This is a genomic window from Undibacterium sp. WLHG33 (assembly GCF_049544815.1).
GTDB lineage: Bacteria > Pseudomonadota > Gammaproteobacteria > Burkholderiales > Burkholderiaceae_D > Undibacterium.
Genome location: NZ_CP186697.1, coordinates 306921 through 327692, shown reverse-complemented (window position 1 = coordinate 327692; position 20772 = coordinate 306921). Strand labels below are relative to the sequence as shown.

Genomic DNA, 20772 nt, shown 5'->3' with positions numbered 1-20772 from the left:
CATGAACGCTCAAACTGAACATTTTCTGATTCCCGGCGCCGTCGGCTCTTTGCAATGCGCGCTCGATTTACCTGATCCTGAAGTGTTTGCGGCGCCTGTCGGTCTGGCACTGGTCGCGCATCCGCATCCGCTGTACGGCGGTACGATGGATAACAAAGTCGCGCAAACGCTGGCGCGTACCTTCACTGGCTTGGGCTATGCCGCCGTGCGTATGAATTTCCGCGGCGTCGGCCAGTCTGCCGGAACACATGATGCAGGCATCGGGGAAACCGATGACATGGCATTGTTACTGGCACACATGCGCACACGTTATCCTGCATTACCATTAGCGCTGGCGGGATTTTCTTTCGGTACTTTCGTACAAGCCTGTCTGCAACAAAGGCTGATACAGGCGGGTACGCCCGCCGAACGTCTGGTGTTAGTCGGTGCCGCCGCCGGTAAATGGGCGATGCCTGAGATTCCGGCAAACACCATCCTGATTCACGGCGAACAGGACGACACGATACCGCTGTCGGCCGTTCTTGACTGGCTGCGCCCGCAAGATATTCCGGTCACTGTGATTCCCGGTGCCGATCATTTTTTCCATCGTCGCCTGCACCATATCAAACAGCTCGTTACCAGCATGTGGGATAAGCCTGCCGGTCGCTGATATCTTTTTGCTTTTATTTTTGTTTTTTTAAGTCTCATCCAATGAAAAAATTCCTTGCTACTATTGCCGCCTCACTACTGACGATGTCCGTGGCGATGGCACAAACACTGCCCGCACCGACAGTTGCTGCAAAATCCTGGATACTGGTGGATGCCACCAGTAATCAGGTCATCGCCGCTCAGGACGCTGATCTGCGCATAGAACCGGCGTCACTGACGAAAATCATGACCGCCTATCTGGTGTTCTCTGCGCTCAAAGAGAAAAAGCTCGATCTGAATCAGACTGTGAATGTTTCCACTCGTGCCTGGAAGGTCGATGCCAGCAGCTCGAAGATGTTCATCGAGCCGAACAAACCAGTCACCATTAATGAATTGCTGTACGGACTGATCGTGCAATCCGGTAACGACGCAGCGGTTGCACTGGCGGAAGCCGTCGCGGGTAGCGAAGAAGCCTTCGTCGTACAGATGAACCGCGAAGCTGAACGCATAGGCATGAAATCCAGCCACTACGGTAACCCGCATGGTTTGCCCAGCCCTGAAAACTATGCGACTGCGCGCGATCTTTCCACTTTAGCGGCACGTCTGATCAGCGATTTTCCTGAGTATTACAAAACCTATTACAGCACCAAGAGTTACACCTACAACAAAATCACCCAGCCGAATCGCAACCGTTTATTGTGGCTGGACCCAACCGTCGATGGCATGAAAACCGGCCATACCGAAGCAGCGGGCTATTGCCTGATCTCTTCGGCGAATCGTCCGAATGGCACAGGTCAGCGCCGCCTGATTTCCGTTGTCACCGGCACCGCCAGCGATCAGGTGCGGGCACAGGAAAGCCTGAAATTGCTGAACTGGGGCTTCCTGAATTTCGATACGGTCAAACTGTATGCCAAAGGTCAGGCCATCGATACGCCGGTGATCTGGAAAGGTTCGCAGGCACAGATCAAGATCGGTTTCGACCGCGACCTGTACGTGACGCTGCCAAAAGGCTCGGCAGCTAAACTGAAGCCAGCGCTGGAACGCAAAGATCCACTGGTGGCACCGATTGCCCAGAACAGCAAGGTCGGCACCGTGAAAATGATGCTCGATGGTAAAGCGATTGCTGAATTCCCGGTACTCGCTTTAGAAAAAGTTGATCAGGCCAGCATCTTTGGCCGCGCCTGGGATTCAGTGCGCCTGATGTTCAAATAAACCGGATCAGGCCAACGCGGGCATCGTTCATCATGCCCTGTCGAAAGCCACATTCGCCAGCCACGTTTGCCAGCCCGGCTTGCGTGGCTTTTTTACTTCTGCAGCCTCGCCGCTTGCGTTGCCAGTCCGACAAATACAGCGGCTGACAGATAACCCTCAGGCATCCTTGTATGCGATATTTGCATAATCTGTCGGCACAATTTGTGTAAGAATGAATTTTTTCCTCTCACTGGCACTGTCATCATGAATGATCCTCTGGTTTATCTGAACGGCGTAATGACGCCCCTCTCCGAAGCTAAAATTTCCGTACTCGACCGCGGCTTTATTTTCGGCGATGGCATTTACGAAGTCATTCCCGTCTATGGCCGCAAAATGTTCCGCGCTGACCAGCATCTGGCGCGCCTGTTCCGCAGCCTCGACGCGATCGGCATCAAAAATCCGCACAGCAAGGAAGAATGGCTGGCACTGATCGCCAAGGTCATGGATGCGCATGACGCCGATGATCAGATGGTGTATCTGCAGATTACACGCGGTGTTGCCAAGCGCGCCCACGCCTATCCGAAAGATGTGACACCGACCGTGTTCATCATGACTAATCCTATCGTGATGCCATCAGCAGAAGCACGCGAACACGGCGTCGCCTGTGTTTCGATGGAAGACCTGCGCTGGCTGCACTGCGAGATCAAATCGATTTCTTTGCTCGGCAATGTTTTTGCGGCGCAGAATGCTGCTGAACATGGCGTCACAGAAACCATACAATTCCGTAACGGTTATCTGACCGAAGCCTCGTCGGCGAATGTCTGGATCGTCAAAGACGGCGTGCTGATGGGACCACCGAAAGACAATCAGATTCTGGAAGGCATACGTTATGCGCTGATCGAAGAAATCTGCGCCGCCAATAATATTCCGTTCCAGGCTCGCCGTATCACGCGTGAAGAAGTATTCGCGGCAGACGAAGTCATGTTGTCGTCCGCCACTAAAGAAGTGCTTGCCGTGGTCAAACTTGACGATCAGACTATTGGAAATGGCCAGCCCGGCCCCATCTACAACAAACTGTATGCTGCATACCAATTAGCCAAAGCAGCTTAAGCGCAGCGTATTTCCATTTCTGCATGAATCCGGAATACCGACATACGCAGCGCCTGCCGGCACTATGAAGAAATGGAACGACCATGGAAATGAGACCTATCCCGCCAGAAGAAAGCCTGATCGAATATCCGAGTGATTTTCCGATCAAGATCATGGGCGCGATGCACGACGCCTTTGCACAGACCATGGTGGAAGTCGTCACGCTGCACGACCCGACGTTTCACGCCGGTAAAATGGATATGCGCCCTTCCAGTAAAGGCACGTATCTGTCATTAACCGTCACGGTCCGCGCGACCAGCCGCGAACAGCTCGACAATCTGTACCGCGAGCTCTCAGGTCATCCTATGGTCAAGGTCGTGCTGTAAGCTGTTTTTCGCATCAAACATACTCCCCGGAGTATATTTTAAAGCCCCTTATTTCTGCGGACATAAAGGGCTTTTTCATTAAAACGAGGGGGAGTATCCGAAATCAGGTTCTGGCGGAGCGTACTTCTGCCAGCAGCCATTCTCTGAACGCCCTCACCTGCGGCTTATCCATCGCGCTGGCCGGATATACGAGGTAATACGACACCGGGCAAGGAATACTGATGTCGAACAAGCGCCTGAGCAGACCGGACTGGATATCTGACTCAACGATCGCATGCCTGCCGAGCGCAATTCCCTGTCCATCGACCGCCGCTCTGGCGAGCATGGATGAATCCTGAAAAATCAGACCGCCACTGGGTTCATCGGCATCGAGACCGGCCGCGCGAAACCAGGGTTGCCAGGGTTCCTCTTCACAACGCAACAAATGTGCACCCACCAGCTCGGCCGGCGTCTGCGGCACTTTATCGGCCGGATACGTAGGACTGATAACCGGATAATATTCATCGCCCATCAGTAATTCACTGACCAGCCCGGGATAATGACCGAGACCAAAACGGATCGCGATATCGACCTGTTCACGGTTGAAATCGGTCAGCGATGAACTCGATTGCAGACTGACTTCAAGATCTGGATGATGTTCGATGAAACGCCCCAGCCGCGGCGATAACCAGCGTGCCGCAAATGAAGGCAGTGAAGTAATCCCGAGTCGTTTTTGCTTGTTACGGTCACGCAGCAGATCGGCCGCCTCCGCCAGATCTTGCAGGGAACGCCGTATCGCGCTGGCAAAACGCTCACCATCCGGCGTGATGCGGATGCGCTTGCCATGTCTGACGAATAACGCCACGCCGAGCTCTTCTTCCAGCGACCTGACCTGATGGCTGATCGCGCCATGCGTCAGATGGATCTCATCGGCAGCACGCGAGAAATTTTCATGGCGGGACGCCGCTTCAAACGCACGCAAAGCAGCAAGATTGGGTAGGCGACGGAAATCCATTTGCGTAATATCTCGTATTTCGATAACGCATATTACTGTGAATTTAATTAGCAAGAAAAGACAAAATTACTCATTTTGTTTCTGTATTGCCAAAGACTACAATTCCGACATCGTAATGCAGTATGTGTCTTTCAGAGAGATAAAGCGCTGCACAGGCAATTAATGCAAATATAGCAAGGAGTCTGGAAATGACAATTAATTTCACAAATCCATCATTCACGGTCGCTGCTGGCAGCACCGTTTCGGGACAAAGCGAACAGGCACAGACATTCACCGTCACAAGTGGCCGGGTCTGGCTGACGATCGCCGGGGAAGATGAAGATTTCTGGCTGAGCGCGGGCGAATCTGTGACGGTGCCAGCACACCGTCTGGTCGTGATAGAAGCCGATCAGCAGAATAGCAGCGTCGCCTCCGTGGCAGCAATCCAGCCACAACAAGCGCCAGCAAAAAATGCAAGCTTCCCGTTCCAATGGCAAAAACTGACACAAAAAATCAGCCACGTTTTCGCCTGATCAAGGTCGCCATTGTTTCAGCATAAAGATCACCGGGAAATCCGCGTGATCTTTATTTTTTGGGGAGCACATTAACTTGCCCAAGCGCGCCCGCCGGGATGCCTCAGCATGCCAGGCCACTCACTGAATTACACCGCTGCAGTCCACGCGATAGCAGAATTCAACCCGCAGCAATGTTACACTAGCGTTCTATGCAAGCAGCTCAGCCCACTTCCCTCTCCCCTCGCGTCATCCATCGCGGCGTCGAGTCTTATCAGCTCACTTTTGACGCGATGCGTGCATTCACCGATGCACGTGATGCGCAGACACCGGATGAATTCTGGATCGTTGAACATCCTCCCGTCTTCACACTCGGTCTCGGCGCAGATCAGTCGCATGTACTGGCAGCGCATGATATTCCGGTGGTGCAGACCGATCGCGGCGGCGAAGTCACCTTTCACGGCCCGGGACAGGTCGTGATTTATCTGATGATGGATCTGCGCCGCAGCCATCCGAAAGCGCGCTTGTTTGCGCGTGAATTTGTGCACCGGATAGAGCAGGCAGTGATAGACACACTGGCAGCGTATAATCTCGCCGGCGAACGCAAAGCCGGCGCGCCGGGAATTTATGTTTCCGACGGCCAGTACAAAGGCGCGAAGATCGCCGCACTGGGACTCAAAGTGCGCGGCAATGGCTGCACTTACCATGGTGTTTCACTGAATGTAGCTATGGATCTGACACCATTTTCATGGATCAATCCCTGCGGCTATGCGGGGCTGGCCACGGTGGATATGAAGACGCTGGGAGTCAGCGTTCCACTCGCTGAGGTACAAACTGCACTCGCACAACATTTGCAGCATCTTTTGACTGTTACTCAATAAACGTTTTCTGATTTTCTGAACTGATCCGTATCATGACAACCGACAACACACCCGCATCTCCAGATACCACGACTGCTGCTTACGATCCGACTGAAAAACAGAAAGGTGCGAGTAAAACTGCACGTATCCCGATCAAGATTGTGCCGATGGAACGCTTGCCCAAGCCTGACTGGATACGTGTTAAAGCCGGCTCGCCAACGACCCGCTTCTATGAAATCAAAGACATCCTGCGCGCCAACAAGCTCGTCACTGTCTGCGAAGAAGCATCCTGCCCGAACATCGGCGAATGCTTCGGTAAAGGTACGGCAACGTTCATGATCATGGGCGACAAATGCACACGCCGCTGCCCGTTCTGCGATGTCGGTCATGGCCGCCCGGATCCGCTCGACGTCAATGAACCATTGAATCTGGCGAAAACTATTGCCGATCTCAAACTCAGTTATGTCGTCATCACGTCGGTGGACCGTGATGATCTGCGTGACGGCGGCGCTGCCCATTTTGCTGAATGCATTACAAAAATCCGCGAACTATCACCATCCACACGTATCGAGATCCTGACACCGGATTTCCGTGGCCGCATGGATCGCGCACTGGAAATTCTGAACATGGCACCGCCTGACGTCATGAACCATAATCTGGAAACCGCACCACGCCTCTACAAAGAAGCCCGCCCCGGTTCAGATTACGAATATTCACTGAGCTTACTCAAGCGCTTTAAAGAACAACATCCGGACACACCGACCAAATCAGGCATTATGGTGGGCCTCGGTGAAACCGATGAAGAAGTGCTGCAGGTCATGCGCGATATGCGAGCCCACAATGTCGATATGCTGACCATAGGCCAGTACCTTGCACCAAGCGGACATCATCTGCCGGTGCGCCGTTATGTGCATCCTGACGTCTTCAAAATGTATGAGGAAGAAGCCTACAAAATGGGCTTTGCCCACGCCGCCGTCGGCGCGATGGTGCGCTCCTCGTACCACGCAGATCAGCAGGCGCATGGCGTTGGTACAGATAAGAGTTAAAAATACTGCGGAGCTCATGGTGTCGGCGGACATGAATTTCCGGCACCAGTCATTTTACGTCCTTCAAAAATTTGCAACGCAAGCAATGTCGCCGACTGTGCGACTGACATCCAGACATCAACGAGACCTGTTTTTTTGTGTTACGCAGCATCATATGCTGTACTAACGAGTCAATCCATTCGCAGACAAAACGACGGCTATTGCTTAATCAGAGTATAATTTGCGATTAAAGTGAATTAATCTACTTATCAAACGATTATTCCGGCATCTGTTGTCCTCTTCCGTCCGCTGAGTAATTTTGCGTCAATTGATGGCTCTTGCCTGTGCTGATTTTCCGTGTATGTCATTACGCGACGACGTGAATGCCATATAAAAATACCATCAGCAAAACGATCTTTTTCTCTCTCATGCGGCGAATGTGCTGCACGAACAGTAAGTAAAATCACTTCCCGCAATGACGTTGCGGGACTATATCCACTGTCGCCACAGCAGCAGTGCCCAACAATCAACATGAATGTGAACCCACAATGGCAAAAGAAGAACTGTTAGAAATGAGCGGTCTGGTTGAAGAAGTTTTACCGGATTCCCGCTTCAGAGTGAATCTGGATAATGGACACCAACTGATCGCATACACCTCAGGCAAAATGCGTCAGCATCACATCCGCATTCTGGCGGGAGATAAAGTCACGCTGGAAATGTCGCCTTATGATCTAACTAAGGGTCGCATCACTTTCCGTCATATTGAAAAACACAGTGGTTCAGGTTCTGCGCAACCACGGCGCCGCGCTTAGTTCTTCGGCTGCGCAGCGGTATCCAGAGTCCGGACTGCTCCGGATGAGTAATTCATCTGCGGACGAGGAGTCCAATACTGATGCCACTCTGACTTTCACTCTGCCTGTCTTTTGTGCACTACAACGGCGCTAAGGTTCACGCAGACTTTCTGTCAGCAGATGTTTGGGAAGCAGCCGCGCCTGATACATGTCTTTGACAAGAACAAGCTGCTCCTGCACCGGCTCAGGTACCGAATCAGATAACAACCACTCTTTCCAGCTGACCGCCTGCCCGCGTGGAAAAATAACTTCGCCGTCCAGTGGCATCCGCTCACGATAGCGCTGCAATAAAGTCAGGCCAGCAACAAGATGTTCGTAGTCCTGTGGTCGAAACAGGACATCAATTCTGGCATTCGTATCGAGATAATTTAATCCCGTCAGAAACTGCAATGCAAGTGCACCGTATACGCGCAGACGCACGCCGGCAGCAGTGGCTTCCAGGTTCAGCTCCCGTAATGCCGGCTGCCAGTCAGCCGGTGCGACCGGAATCACAGTGCTCAACGCCAAGCTTGACTGATGCTCTATGATGTTCTCGACCCGGGTTCGGGCAAATAAGCGAGACTGACGCCCGTCTGCCTGAGAAAAATAAAAACCTATGCAGACTTCATCATCGCCAGCTTCTGCATCCCGGCGTAACACCACAGCTGGCCACTCCTCGCGTTGCCAGCGTTGTAAACCTTCGCTGTTCTGCTTTTCTCTGGAAAAAATCTCGCGCCATGCCTGATCAGATAACCACACCAGATCGTGACGCTGAAATTGTTCAATCTGATCCAATTCAATACTGCCTTAGTGTTTAATATCCGCGAATAATACGGCATCAACGACCTTTTGTGCCATGACACGCCCGCCTCTCGCTACTCCTAGCGACATCCGTACATCTTCGGCAGACAGATCTGCGAAAGCGGTGAACAGGCAGGATGCCAGATCCTGCCTCCATATATCTTTTATGCCGCCCATACGTTGATAGTTTTCCGGGCCGGGCGCAAACACCGGATGAGATTGTGCGAGCAGTACCAGCGTTTCCTCGGGAATCTTAATAATGCGTGCCATCGCCGACAAATCCATCACTCTGATGATTGATGATGGCAATGCATAACAGGCGTCAGCCATCATTCCGCTACTGACAAAACCGCCGGACAATGCCTGTCCGTAAACCAGAGCAAGGATCTTATGCCCGCGACACCGCGCTGATTCTATACATTTTCCGAGATGCGCCATATAGCGCTGGATACCCATCTTTTCATCCCTCTGCCGCAAACGCTGTCCCGTCGTATCGACCAGTAAAAAAATTGGTCGCCCTGGAAAATCGCGTATCGTCCGCAGCAGCAATTGCGCTTGTTTCAGCGCTGTTTCCACACCGATCTCGGTATGATTCGTCGTACCGATAATGCTGATGGTGGAGCCATGCATTTGCGCAGCGCCGGATAGCACCGCATTTTCTTCGGTGATGTCATATCCTTCCGGGAAAAGCTGTGCTGCCAGAGGCTGCCATTCCAGCGCAGGCTGTTCTGCTCTGCCAGTATCAGCAACGTCAGTATCGCTGCCCGATGCAGGAAATGTTGCCAAACGCTGCGTCAACATTGCATGTTCGGCTTCGAGTGCGTTTACGTCCGCAACAGACTGCGGCGAAAATGCCATTGCCTGCGCCGCAGCTACTTTGAATGCGGCCATCGTATCGGCCACCAGCATCTGACAATCACCACTCCGGTAGCGATGAAGGCCACCATTCACGCGCCATACCAATGCGCGATCGCTGGCGTCAAATTCAGCAACACCATGCACCGTTTCAATGACGCCGGGTCCGGACATACCCAGCCTTGCCTGCCGCCATTCAGTATGATGACTGGAATTCCAGCTGTACGCACAGCCAACAGGGCGCGCATCACCTCAGAGACCGCGATCAGGCCTGCATTGGCTTCGTGTAAACGCCCCCCCCCCGACTCCGCCATAAGTATCACCGCTGCGGGCCGCTCTTGCAGCGCTTTGCGCAATAAGCCAACTAATTTGGCGCCGTGAACTTCCCCTATCGCACCACCCATGAAATTGCCATCCTGCGCGGCGGCAAACACTATTTTTCCGGACAGATAGCCATAACCAATAATGACACCGTCATCAAATGCGACCGGGGCATGGAGCAGTGGCAAATGCGGACTCCCCCATGCTGGCGATGCTGGCAACCATTCCTGAAAATGTTCGATGATGCCGTCAATACGTTGCCGGGCAGTCGCCTGCAGATAACTGATCATGTCCTTATCCGGATAAATTTGCCGTTCCTTGCACGATAAGAGCTATGGTCAATCAGCCTTATCGTGCAAATGAATCACGATGACTGGCCGGGATTTTTTTGCGTGTCGAAGAAATAAGTCATGCGCTTGCGCGGACTCAGATAGTCATACATTTCAGGTGCCAGCTGCGAAGGCTTCAGGCTCGCCTCAATCTCCAGCGCGGGCTCGTGAATCAGATCGAGAATAATCGCCTCCGATTTAGGTACACTGGGATCGTAAATCAGGACACTGGGGCGTAAAGGTTTTCCGGAATTGACGGAAACAACCATACCGAACGTACCGTCAGATAACCTAACGATCGTTCCGGGAGGATAGATACCCATGCTGCGAATAAAAATATTCAGAGCAGCCGGGTCAAACTGTTTGCGCATGTGACCAAACATATGTGCCATCGCCTCGTAAGGGCTCATAGAATCTGCTGGGTTAGGGCGATTACACAAATTATCGTAAGCATTCGTTATCGTTACGATACGCGCGAGCGGAGAAATTTTATCGCCAGGCAAAGCAGCAGGGTAACCACTGCCGTCCATGTATTCATGATGCTGATTGATAATGTCCACCACTTGTTTAGGCAAATGTAATTTTTCGGCGATTTGCTGGCCATAAAAAACATGCTGCCGGAATAAATTCTGCTCTGCGCGCGTGAGTTCGAATGTTTTGTGAATGATACGGTCAGGAATCTCGATTTTGCCGATATCGTGAAACAGGCATCCCATCCCCATCAGCTTGATATCATCGGCAGAAAAAGCGAGTTCTTTCGCCAGCATCATCGTCAGTACAGTCACATTCAGCGAATGGTAATACGCCTCCTCGCCAGCGATTTTGTCATTCATCAGATGGATAGCGATATCTTTATCGACGAGCAGTGACTCCAGCATCTGCTGTACCAGCTCGTCTGCTTGTCGAACGGATTCCTGCGGACGCGCAAATAGATTCCGGGTAATATTTTTTAGAGTGCCTGCTGCTTTCAGCAATTCTTTTTCGCACTGGGCAATGGCGTTACGCTCTTTCAGCAGTCGATCAATACGTTCGCGCTTTTCTTTGATTTTCTCGAGCTCTTGCGGGGTCGGCTGCGCTACTTCCACAACGGGTGCGTCGGCCGGTGGCGGAGGCAATGGACGGCGATCTGATTTTGACGGATTCACCCTGATCGTTTTTAATCCCAGCTGACGCAGTGCCTGAATTTCCTGCTCGTTTTTTATCTTAAAACTATTTAATGCAAACGAATGATCAAGCCAGGAAATATCGAGATGAACATACAAACCGACGCACAGCTGCTCGACGGGAACGTTCACGGTAATTGGTGTAGCACACATGTTGCAGATGAAAAGTAGGAATCGGGCTATTTTAACAGTCTGTCGGAGGTGAGTGACCGCAGCACAATGCTGTTGTGGCGAAATATGCAAGCCACAACGCGCAGGAGCTGTCACACGGTTGTAACAGTGCCTGAGCCAGGCGCTGAAATGGTATTATTAATACTTTAGAAGCGGAGCTTGCTACTTTGATGGAAGGCTTGTCTGATCAGGCGCTGACGCAAGTCGCGCAGTATTTTTCGGCGTTGGCTGAGCCGACACGTTTGCGCATTCTGAATTGTCTGCGCGAGGGAGAACTGAACGTCGGCGAACTGGCAGAACGCTGCCAGTGCTCGCAGGCAAATGCGTCACGCCATTTATCGACGCTGGCAAAACACGGCCTGGTAGAGCGCCATAGCCGTGGCACAACGGCGCTCTACCGGATTGCCGATCAATCCGTCTACGACCTATGCGATCTGGTTTGCGGCAATGTCGCCAGACAACTTGATGCACAAGCCGCATTGCTGGGATCAATCAGAGGTAAATCGTGACCTGAGCGGAATCTGATCCGCTTCATTGCTATCACTCAGAGGAATTCATGTCACATCCTATACGACGTATTGCCATCAGTACCGGTGGTGGCGACGCCCCGGGTTTAAATGCGGTCATACGCTCCGTCGTTTTCGCTGCAGCCAAACGTGGCTGGGAATGCTTCGGTATCCGCGAAGGTTTCAACGGCATATTGCGACCCGATCGCTATCCGGTGGATGGCATTACCAGACTGACGATGGCGCAGGTCGATCATATCGGTCATCTCGGCGGAACGATACTGGGAACGACGAATCACGGCAATCCTCTTAAGTTCGCCACCACCATGCCAGATGGCAGCGTGACAGAGACAGACCGCAGCAGCGAAATACACGCGGCACTGAAGGCGATGGATATCGACGCCTTGGTCTGCATCGGCGGCGACGGTACATTAACGATTGCCAATGTGCTGCACCAGCAAGGAATGCGTGTTGTCGGTATTCCTAAAACGATAGATAACGACCTCGACAAAACTTTTACCACGTTTGGCTTTGATACCGCCGTTGCCTTTGCGACCGAATGTACAGACAGGCTGCACAGTACTGCTGCCAGCCATCAGCGCATCATGGTGGTCGAAGTCATGGGACGCTATGCCGGCTGGATCGCATTACACACCGGCATTTCGGCAAATGCACATGCAATCCTGATCCCGGAAATTCCTTACGATATTGATCAACTGGCCGCCCATCTTTCTGCCAGAGACCGCGCAGGTCATCACTATTCCATCGTGATCGTAGCTGAAGGCGCCAGTCCGCTGGGTGGTGAGCGTGTGCTGCATGAAAAAGCCGGAGCAGGCTATGTGGAAAGACTCGGTGGCATAGGAGAAAACCTGGCGCAGGCATTACAGAAAAAGACGGGCAAAGAAGCGCGCGCCGTCGTGCTTGGCCATCTGTTACGCGGTGGCAGTCCGAGTGCCTTTGACCGCGTCTCAGCAATGCGCTTTGGTACCGCAGCAGTCAGGGCGTTAGACGAAGGCCATTCCGGCATCATGGTGGCACTGGCCTATCCAGACGTGAATTATGTCGCACTGGAAGAAGTGGCGGGACGGATGAAAAGTGTGCCGCTCAATGGTGATATTGTGCAGACCGCGCGCGACCTGAACATCTGTCTCGGCGACTGATCGCTCAAGCCTCTGACGGCAGTGAATCAGATGTCATCCCGGCATGCTGACTCACTGTCCCCAAAAGTGAACGACGATAAGACTAGGTCGTTGTTATTTCTTTTTTAGGGTAAATCCTGACCAGAACGATGCGCGGGCCGTTCATCTTTTTGACCACGGCGTCAAAACGGTCGAATTCCACTTTCTGTCCTTCAACCGGCAAGTCACCTAATTTCTGCATAATCAGACCGCCGATTGATTCGACTTCGTCACTGTCTAGATCAAAGCGCAGCGCCATGCCCAGCGTGTACAAAGGTAAGCTGCCTTTGCCTATCAGGGTGCCATCGTCCAGCAATGTCCAATCGTTTTCATTCTGCCGGAATTCATCGCGGATCTGACCTACTAATGCACCCAGCAAATTATCCAGCGTTAAGAAGCCGACCGGTTTGCTGCCTTTGTGTCCGACTATCGCGAAATGCGGTGCGCCTTTACGAAAGCGACGGAACAGCTCCAGAGCAGGCATATTCGGCGGCACGAATTCTACCTGACGCAAATGTTTACTCAGATCATCCAACGGCTTACCAGATTGCTGCGCCAGAAATAAATCTTTCAGGTGCAGCATGCCAAGCACCGTTTTTTCATCTTCATCAAAATACGGATAGCGGCTGAAACGGTTGCGTGCAGCCGTCTCCATGTTTTCTTCCAGGCTGGCGCTTTTGTACATCGCCACCACTTCATTGATCGGGCGCATCAGATCGGAAATTTCCAGGCCACCGAAATCGAGCACCTGCGCCATGATGCTCCATTCATCACGGATTTCTTTGCTGCCGCCGTGACTGCCGCGCAAAATCAGCTTCAGCTCTTCCGGTGAATAATGACTGTCACTACCGTGAGCAACATCCAGCCCCACCCATTTCAGTACCAGATTCGCACTGCTGTTGAGCACCCAGATCACCGGATACATCAGCCAGTAGAATGCATATAAAGCGGGAGCCGTCCACAAAGACACTTTTTCCGGCATACGGATTGCCATCGATTTCGGTGCCAGTTCGCCCACCACAATATGCAGGAAAGAGATAACGAAGAATGCAAAAAAGAAGGAAACGCCGTGGATAACATCAACCGAAGTCACCCCGAGTATGTGGAACAAGGGTTGCAGCAAACGTGCAAATGCGGGTTCGCCTATCCAGCCGAGGCCGAGTGAGGCCAGGGTAATCCCCAGCTGACAGGCGGAAAGGTATGTATCCAGATGCTGATGTACTTTGATGAGCAGTTTGCCGCGCAAGCCAGCCGTTTTGGCGATACTGCGGATACGGGTCTGGCGCAATTTCACCAGTCCAAATTCAGCCGCCACAAAAAAACCGTTTAACAGGACCAGTAACAGCGCAGCGATCACTAACAATAAATTATCCAACACGAAACCTTGGTTATGAACACGGCATTACTTTAGACTAATTTACTTACATTTGCATGTAAATGGCCGTGAGTGAGACAAAAATTGGAACTTTTCCTGGTTTTCCCCGGTCAATCTTGTCACACCTCACAGGTAAAGCAGGTTCATTCAGGTATTGAACCTGCAGCCGGCACCGGCATCTTCCTCCTCCATAACCTGGCGTTCATCGTGAATAGCAAGAAATGAACCCGGCACCATGACAAATCGTGCAAAGTACGCTACAAGTTGTCAGTAAAAATTAAGGAGAATCACATGTCTTTCGATATGATTCTGGCAGAAATAAAGTCCAGCCTTGCATTAACACCGGCATATAACGACATCAGTCCTCTGCGCCGTCTGGTAGCACAAATACGGCCCCGGCAAGCGACCGACAAGCAAAGAGCGACCGATAACATAAGGGCATTGTGCTTTGTGTTACGCCAGCATCCGGCATGGCGCAAGGCGCTGCGTGAATATATGCTGCAAGTTATCAGCACCCGCACCCTGGTTCATTTACTGACAGATACCGGCATCACCTTAAACAATGGCTTCTGGGGTGCTGCCTGGCAAAGACTGATCAATAAATTTCTGCCGCCCTTAGTCAATAACGATTATGTGAAAGACATTTTCGGGCAAATCTTTGATCACCCTTCCGATCACGTCTGGGTTAACCAGTTGGAAGAAAGTACCTGGCAGGACCTGATCAGCAGTATCGGTTTTCGTACCTCGAAGGCACGACAAGCGCATGCGGCGTTGACCAACGAAATTCTGAGCGCCGTACAGGTATTGTCATACCGGATTACCAATATCGGACTCGAAGCAGAGCTGGTGCGTAATTATCCCGAGATCGAAAGATTCGAGTCCCCGTTTCTACGGCAAAATGATGAAATCAATAATTATGTGATCAGCTATCGCACATGGTTACACGACTGCACAACCGCGCGTGAAGACAATAAACATATCGAAGTCTTGTTGTCGCAGTGTGATGATATCGTCAACCGGATACGCAAGACCGCCGCTGTCAGCGGCGTTTCTGTCAGCCTGACCCGCTTGCTGTTGCGTCTGACACAGAGCAGGCGCAGGTTGCGGATTCTGCTGGATTTACTCGACAGCACGGAAGCGAACGAAGTGTCTGCAATCGGCATACGCTTATTCAAAGAACTCGTCATTGCTGACAACAAACGCCACAGCCTGACCGACCTGATGCAGACGAATACCGAATTACTGTCGCTGCAAGTCACAGAGCGTGCAGGGAAAAGCGGTGAACATTATGTGACCAATAATCGCAGCGAGTGGATGGCAATGCTGCGCTCGGCACTCGGTGCCGGCTTTATCGTCGGCTTCATGGCGATGATCAAAATTCTGTTCAGTAAATTAGCGCTGGCCCCGTTTGGATATGCGCTTCTCTTCAGCCTGAATTATTCAACGGGATTCATGCTGGTGCATGTGCTGCATTTTACGATTGCGACCAAACAACCGGCGATGACTGCCGCGCTGATTGCCCGCGCAATTGACGAAGGCAAGCAGAAACTGGATGAGCTGGTTGAACTGATCGTGCGCGTGTTCCGCTCACAGTTCATTGCCATCATAGGCAATATCGGTTTAGCGATACCGACGGCCTACGTCATTGCGTGGGCCTGGCTGTGGATGACCGGCAGCCATTTAGTCACGCCGGAAAAAGCTGAACATCTTCTGCACGATCTTGATCCGATCAACAGTCTTGCACTTCCGCATGCCGCGATTGCCGGCGTCTGCTTATTTTTATCGGGATTAATTTCAGGCTACTACGATAACAAAGCCAGCTACGGACATATTCCCGCACGCTTACGACAACTCACCTGGCCAAGAAAAATACTGGGCGAAGAACGTCTGCACCGCGTTACCGATTATATCGGCGACAATCTGGGCGCACTGGCAGGGAATTTTTTCTTCGGCATCATGCTCGGCACCATTGGTCAGTTAGGCGTTTTCTTCGGACTGCCGGTCGATATCCGCCACATCACTTTTTCCAGTGCCAATTTTGCTTTTGCATTAGTCGGTCTGGATCATCAGATCAGCTGGCAACTGGCACTATATTCATTACTCGGCATTTTGTTGATTGGTGTCGTTAATCTTGGCGTCAGTTTCAGTCTGGCGATGCTGGTTGCTCTGCGCTCACGTCGCGTCAGCTTTGGTCGCGGCAGTACGCTGGTACATTTGTTGTGGCGCAGGTTCCGTTCCGGTGGCAGGGATTTTTTCTTTCCCGGCAAAGAGCCACATGCGGAAAATCCAGCGCCAGAACAACGCGATCAGCAACATTAAGGCGTCTCTTCTGGGTCTGTTATTGATGCAACTCAAGTCTCTGGCTCACAGCAGTTTCCAAGCATCGTGAAGCTGCTGCGCGCGCCAGATCAACAGGTACAATAAGCGGCCTTTCCGGTTCCGACGCTTCCCATCATGTCAACGCAGCCCACACCATCCAAACGCTTTATTCCGCACAGTTTGCTGGAAGACGTGCTGGCAATTCTGACCGGCACGCTATTTGTCTCGCTCGGGGTCGCGCTCTTCAATCAGGCCGGCTTACTGACAGGAGGTACGGCAGGTCTGGCATTCCTGATTCATTACCGTACAGGCTTGTCGTTCGGCACAGTCTTTTTTCTGGTGAATTTGCCGTTTTACTGGCTCGCCTGGAAACGTATGGGCTGGCGTTTTACGCTCAAGACATTTTGCTCGGTCGCGTTGGTGTCTTTATTTTCCGGGCTGCATCCGAAACTGGTACATCTGGTCGATGTGAATATGCTGACGCCGTTTTATGTTGCCCTGATTGGTGGCTTACTGATGGGCGTTGGATTTATCGTATTGTTCCGCCATCAGGCCAGCCTGGGCGGGATTAATATTCTGGCGCTGTACCTGCAACAGACGCGCGGTATCCGCGCTGGAAAAATACAAATGGGGCTGGACTTCGTGATTGTGCTGGCGTCTCTCGCCGTCGTCACACCGCTCGCACTGGCAGCCTCGATACTCGGGGCTTTTGCACTGAATCTGGCGATCAGCCTGAATCACCGCCCCGGTCGCTATATGGCGATGTGATCACTTTATCGCACGCAATCTGGCGCGATAATCGGTCGGTGAGCAGCATAAACGTTTTTGAAATACGCGGCGCAGATGATCATCGCTGGAAAAACCGCAACGCGCTGCAATGGCCTTAACGGGCGCATTTTTTTCCGCATTGTCTGCCAATAACTGACAGGCAAATTCGACCCTTGCCGCTTCAATAAATTCCAGCGTGCTGACACCGACTTCCTGATGAAACAGGCGACTGAAATTGCGCAGACTCATCCCCGCCATTTTGGCTAACTGCGCGACAGGCAGGCGCTGATGCAGATTAGCCATGATCCATTGCTGCACATCGCGGATATTCGATTGCGCTGTTTTCTGACTCAATAAATGCGTGCTGAACTGGGATTGTCCACCCGGCCGCTTCAGATACACGACCATGTCACTCGCGACTTCCAGCGCCAGCGCATGGCCGCAATCGGCTTCAACAAATGCCAGCGCCAGATCAATACCGGCGGTCACACCCGCTGAAGTCCAGAGATTGCCGCTGCGGATAAAAATCGCATCTGCATCGACCTGAACCGCAGGGAAATCCTGCTGTAATTGTGCGGCAACGCTCCAGTGCGTCGTTGCATGTTTGCGATCCAGCAACCCCGCCTGCGCCAGAAAAAATGCACCAGAACACAAGGCCGCCAGCCGGTTAATTTTCGGTGCGACCGCCGACACCCAATCGATGATTTCTGGGTTGTCGGCCAATGCGGCATTGATGTGACGGGAGCCGACGATAATCGCATCGTCGGGTAACGCCAGTGTACTCAGCGCCTTGGTCGCCTCCAGACACATCAGCGTATCGGAGCGCACCAGACCGATCTGCGTTGCGGCGATTTTTACGTCATATGCCGCGGGCTTGCCCTGGCGCTGCAAATGAATATTCGCATATTCAAAAACGGACATAGGACCAATGGCCTCCAGGGATTTAAATCCGGGATAAATCACAATATCCACAGTTCTGGGCAAGTGGTGCTTTTCTGATTTCATCAAACACATCCGGTCAACTTAACAACGACATCATAATCGCGAACGGGAATACCGTCAGATTCAGCCATTCTTCAGACGTTTTGCGCCACACTACGCAATAAGCGATGCAAGCGCGCGTGCTATCCACGACAATCTGCGGTATCACATCATCTGAAGAGCGCCATTCCCGGCGTTCCCTCGTTAAAGGATTAACATGAAAACCAAAGCCGCCATTGCCTGGAAAGCCGGAGCACCATTGACGATAGAAGAAGTTGACCTGCAAGGACCACGCGCAGGTGAAGTGCTGATTGAAGTCAAAGCCACCGGTATCTGCCACACCGATTACTACACACTGTCCGGCGCTGATCCTGAAGGTCTGTTTCCGGCGATTCTGGGCCATGAAGGTGCCGGCATCATTGTTGATACCGGCCCGGGTGTCACCTCCGTTCGCAAAGGTGATCATGTGATTCCGTTGTACACGCCAGAATGTCGTCAATGCAAATTCTGCCTGTCACGCAAAACTAATCTTTGTCAGGCGATACGCTCGACTCAGGGTCGCGGCCTGATGCCAGATGCTACATCACGTTTTTCTCTGGATGGCCAACCGCTGTTCCACTACATGGGCACCTCGACATTCTCCAACTACATCGTCGTGCCGGAAATTGCCGTCGCCAAAGTCCGCGAAGACGCGCCTTTCGACAAAATCTGCTACATCGGCTGCGGCGTGACCACCGGTGTCGGTGCTGTTGTATTCAGCGCCAAAGTGGAAGCCGGCGCGAATGTTGCCGTCTTTGGTCTGGGCGGTATCGGTCTGAACGTGATTCAGGCAGCCAAAATGGTTGGTGCAGACAAAATCATCGGTGTCGATATCAATCCTAAACGTCAGGAAATGGCACGCAAATTCGGCATGACGCACTTTGTGAATCCGAATGAAGTTGACAACGTGGTGGATCACATCACGCAACTGACGGATGGCGGTGTCGATTATTCGTTTGAATGCATAGGCAATACCAAAGTCATGCGCCAGGCGCTTGAATGCTGCCACAAAGGCTGGGGACAATCCTTCATCATCGGCGTGGCGGAAGCCGGTGCAGAAATCAGCACCCGTCCTTTCCAACTGGTGACGGGACGTGAATGGAAAGGCACTGCCTTCGGCGGTGCGCGTGGTCGTACCGACGTGCCAAAGATCGTTGACTGGTATATGGAAGGCAAACTGAATATCGACGATCTGATTACCCATCGTCTGCCGCTGGAACGGATCAATGAAGGTTTTGATCTGATGAAGAGCGGCGAATCTATCCGTTCTGTTGTGCTGTACTGATGATGGCGGACGTCACGATGAAGGCGCTGCCTGAAGGTGTGGAACTGCTGAGCCAACACGCGTGTTTTGGCGGGCTGCAGCAGTTTTATCGTCATGCGTCCACAGAAATCGGGCTGCCGATGCGCTTTTCAGTTTTTCTGCCACCACAGGCACTGACAGGCGCTGTATGCCCGGCGATATTTTTTCTGGCAGGTCTGACCTGCACCGAAGAAACCTTCATGATCAAAGCCGGGGCGCAACGCGTCGCGGCGCGTGAAGGGCTGATACTGATCACGCCGGATACCAGTCCGCGTGGTGCGAATATTCCTGGTGATAGCGACGCCTGGGATTTCGGTGTCGGCGCGGGCTTTTATCTGGATGCAACCGAAGCACCGTGGAGTGCACACTACCGCATGGAAAGTTACATCGTCCATGAACTGCGCAAGTTGCTGAATCAGTTCTTGCCTGTCGATCAGGAACATCTCGGTATTATGGGGCATTCTATGGGGGGACATGGCGCACTGACACTGGCTTTGCGTCATCCAGGCATCTACAAAAGCCTGTCCGCATTTGCACCAATCGCAGCGCCTAGCCAATGTCCGTGGGGACAAAAAGCGTTTACTGCTTACCTCGGCTCCGATCAGACAAGCTGGGCGGCACATGATGCCAGTGCGCTGATGACACAGCAAAAACACGCTCCGTATCCGCAAGGCATCCTGATCGACCAGGGTGAAGCAGATCAGTTTCTGGCGACTCAGTTATACCCGCAACTGTTCGTGGCAGCCTGCGAGCAAGTGGGACAGACACTGAATCTGCGCCGGCATGCCGGCTATGACCACGGTTATTACTTCATCAGCAGCCTGATTGAAGATCATCTGTTGCATCATAAAAACCAGCTTTCGGCTTGATCCGGTTGCGGCTGAGGTACGGCAAAATCCTTACCTCAGCCATTCCTGAGCTGCGGCCCGGAGTAGTCAGTCTGTGCGATTTCCGGCTTGAAGATACTTGTTTCATGTTTATGCTTTTGCACCATCAACCAGCATAAAAATGCTATTTCTGTCGCCGCTTCGGTCAATACCGCCCAGTTTTGTGTAAAATTGGGCGACAACGAGGCGCTGACAGCGCATCACATGACCAACATCAGGGCACCGCTATCCCTCATATTCCGATCAACGTCACCGGTTCAGTGCGCCCAGTGCGCTCTGTACA

19 protein-coding genes and 1 pseudogene are annotated in these 20772 nt (G+C 52.3%); 14 read left to right on the top strand and 6 right to left on the bottom strand.

Annotation, left to right across the window (positions count from 1 at the left end; translation table 11 throughout):
• Position 1: 1 nt before the first annotated feature.
• The 4 genes from ACOTSW_RS01465 (at position 2) to ACOTSW_RS01450 (ending at position 3293) form a co-directional block, all read left to right on the top strand.
• Positions 2-649 carry an alpha/beta hydrolase gene (locus ACOTSW_RS01465; RefSeq protein ID WP_423680622.1) on the top strand — a complete coding sequence of 216 codons (648 nt, stop codon included), beginning with the start codon at positions 2-4 and terminating at the stop codon, positions 647-649.
• A gap of 41 nt (positions 650-690) precedes the next feature.
• Positions 691-1839: a D-alanyl-D-alanine carboxypeptidase family protein gene (locus ACOTSW_RS01460; RefSeq protein WP_423680621.1), complete on the top strand. Its 1149-nt coding sequence runs from the start codon at positions 691-693 to the stop codon at positions 1837-1839.
• A 243-nt stretch (positions 1840-2082) separates the two neighbouring features.
• Entirely contained in the window at positions 2083-2928 is an 846-nt protein-coding gene (locus ACOTSW_RS01455) for a D-amino acid aminotransferase (protein WP_423680620.1), read from the top strand.
• 83 nt (positions 2929-3011) lie between these two features.
• Positions 3012-3293, top strand: a complete 282-nt coding sequence (locus tag ACOTSW_RS01450) for a DUF493 family protein (protein ID WP_212677600.1) — start codon at positions 3012-3014, stop codon at positions 3291-3293.
• Positions 3294-3396: 103 nt separating this feature from the next.
• Here the strand turns inward: ACOTSW_RS01450 and ACOTSW_RS01445 are convergent, their stop codons facing one another.
• Entirely contained in the window at positions 3397-4287 is an 891-nt protein-coding gene (locus ACOTSW_RS01445; RefSeq protein ID WP_423680619.1) for a transcriptional regulator GcvA, read from the bottom strand.
• 188 nt (positions 4288-4475) lie between these two features.
• Between ACOTSW_RS01445 and ACOTSW_RS01440 the strand changes: the two genes are divergently transcribed.
• From ACOTSW_RS01440 to infA, 4 genes are all read left to right on the top strand, one after another.
• Positions 4476-4799, top strand: coding sequence for a DUF2917 domain-containing protein (locus tag ACOTSW_RS01440; RefSeq protein ID WP_423680617.1), 324 nt, complete (start codon positions 4476-4478; stop codon positions 4797-4799).
• A 191-nt stretch (positions 4800-4990) separates the two neighbouring features.
• A complete protein-coding gene (gene lipB / locus ACOTSW_RS01435) occupies positions 4991-5659 on the top strand; it encodes a lipoyl(octanoyl) transferase LipB (protein ID WP_423680615.1) in 669 nt (222 codons plus the stop codon).
• Between the two features lie 32 nt (positions 5660-5691).
• Complete coding sequence (lipA, locus tag ACOTSW_RS01430) at positions 5692-6684, top strand: lipoyl synthase (protein WP_423680614.1); 993 nt, start codon at positions 5692-5694, stop codon at positions 6682-6684.
• Positions 6685-7211: 527 nt separating this feature from the next.
• The gene (infA, locus tag ACOTSW_RS01425) at positions 7212-7475 is read left to right on the top strand and encodes a translation initiation factor IF-1 (protein WP_423680613.1); all 264 of its coding nucleotides are present in this window, start codon (positions 7212-7214) and stop codon (positions 7473-7475) included.
• 129 nt (positions 7476-7604) lie between these two features.
• Here the strand turns inward: infA and mdcG are convergent, their stop codons facing one another.
• The 3 genes and pseudogenes from mdcG to ACOTSW_RS01410 form a co-directional block, all read right to left on the bottom strand.
• Positions 7605-8288, bottom strand: coding sequence for a malonate decarboxylase holo-[acyl-carrier-protein] synthase (gene mdcG / locus ACOTSW_RS01420; RefSeq protein WP_423680611.1), 684 nt, complete (start codon positions 8286-8288; stop codon positions 7605-7607).
• Between the two features lie 12 nt (positions 8289-8300).
• Positions 8301-9760 (bottom strand): annotated as a pseudogene (locus ACOTSW_RS01415) (biotin-independent malonate decarboxylase subunit gamma).
• 74 nt (positions 9761-9834) lie between these two features.
• Positions 9835-11115, bottom strand: coding sequence for an HD-GYP domain-containing protein (locus tag ACOTSW_RS01410; protein ID WP_423680610.1), 1281 nt, complete (start codon positions 11113-11115; stop codon positions 9835-9837).
• Between the two features lie 188 nt (positions 11116-11303).
• Between ACOTSW_RS01410 and ACOTSW_RS01405 the strand changes: the two genes are divergently transcribed.
• Together ACOTSW_RS01405 and ACOTSW_RS01400 are read left to right on the top strand one after the other, a co-directional pair.
• Positions 11304-11642 carry an ArsR/SmtB family transcription factor gene (locus ACOTSW_RS01405; RefSeq protein WP_423680608.1) on the top strand — a complete coding sequence of 113 codons (339 nt, stop codon included), beginning with the start codon at positions 11304-11306 and terminating at the stop codon, positions 11640-11642.
• 47 nt (positions 11643-11689) lie between these two features.
• Entirely contained in the window at positions 11690-12799 is a 1110-nt protein-coding gene (locus ACOTSW_RS01400) for a 6-phosphofructokinase (protein ID WP_423680606.1), read from the top strand.
• Positions 12800-12881: 82 nt separating this feature from the next.
• Here the strand turns inward: ACOTSW_RS01400 and ACOTSW_RS01395 are convergent, their stop codons facing one another.
• Positions 12882-14192: a hemolysin family protein gene (locus ACOTSW_RS01395; RefSeq protein ID WP_423680605.1), complete on the bottom strand. Its 1311-nt coding sequence runs from the start codon at positions 14190-14192 to the stop codon at positions 12882-12884.
• Between the two features lie 291 nt (positions 14193-14483).
• Here ACOTSW_RS01395 and ACOTSW_RS01390 point away from each other — a divergent pair, with 291 nt between their 5' ends.
• Positions 14484-16511, top strand: a complete 2028-nt coding sequence (locus ACOTSW_RS01390; RefSeq protein ID WP_423680603.1) for a site-specific recombinase — start codon at positions 14484-14486, stop codon at positions 16509-16511.
• Positions 16512-16646: 135 nt separating this feature from the next.
• A complete protein-coding gene (locus tag ACOTSW_RS01385) occupies positions 16647-17279 on the top strand; it encodes a YitT family protein (RefSeq protein WP_423680602.1) in 633 nt (210 codons plus the stop codon).
• Here ACOTSW_RS01385 and ACOTSW_RS01380 read toward each other — a convergent pair whose 3' ends face one another.
• Positions 17280-18284 carry a GlxA family transcriptional regulator gene (locus ACOTSW_RS01380; RefSeq protein WP_423680601.1) on the bottom strand — a complete coding sequence of 335 codons (1005 nt, stop codon included), beginning with the start codon at positions 18282-18284 and terminating at the stop codon, positions 17280-17282.
• Positions 18285-18477: 193 nt separating this feature from the next.
• On the opposite strand from ACOTSW_RS01380, the gene ACOTSW_RS01375 reads away from it, so the two are divergent.
• Together ACOTSW_RS01375 and fghA are read left to right on the top strand one after the other, a co-directional pair.
• Positions 18478-19584 carry an S-(hydroxymethyl)glutathione dehydrogenase/class III alcohol dehydrogenase gene (locus ACOTSW_RS01375; protein WP_423680599.1) on the top strand — a complete coding sequence of 369 codons (1107 nt, stop codon included), beginning with the start codon at positions 18478-18480 and terminating at the stop codon, positions 19582-19584.
• A 17-nt stretch (positions 19585-19601) separates the two neighbouring features.
• Positions 19602-20471: an S-formylglutathione hydrolase gene (gene fghA, locus ACOTSW_RS01370; protein WP_423680597.1), complete on the top strand. Its 870-nt coding sequence runs from the start codon at positions 19602-19604 to the stop codon at positions 20469-20471.
• The last annotated feature ends 301 nt before the right edge of the window (positions 20472-20772 follow it).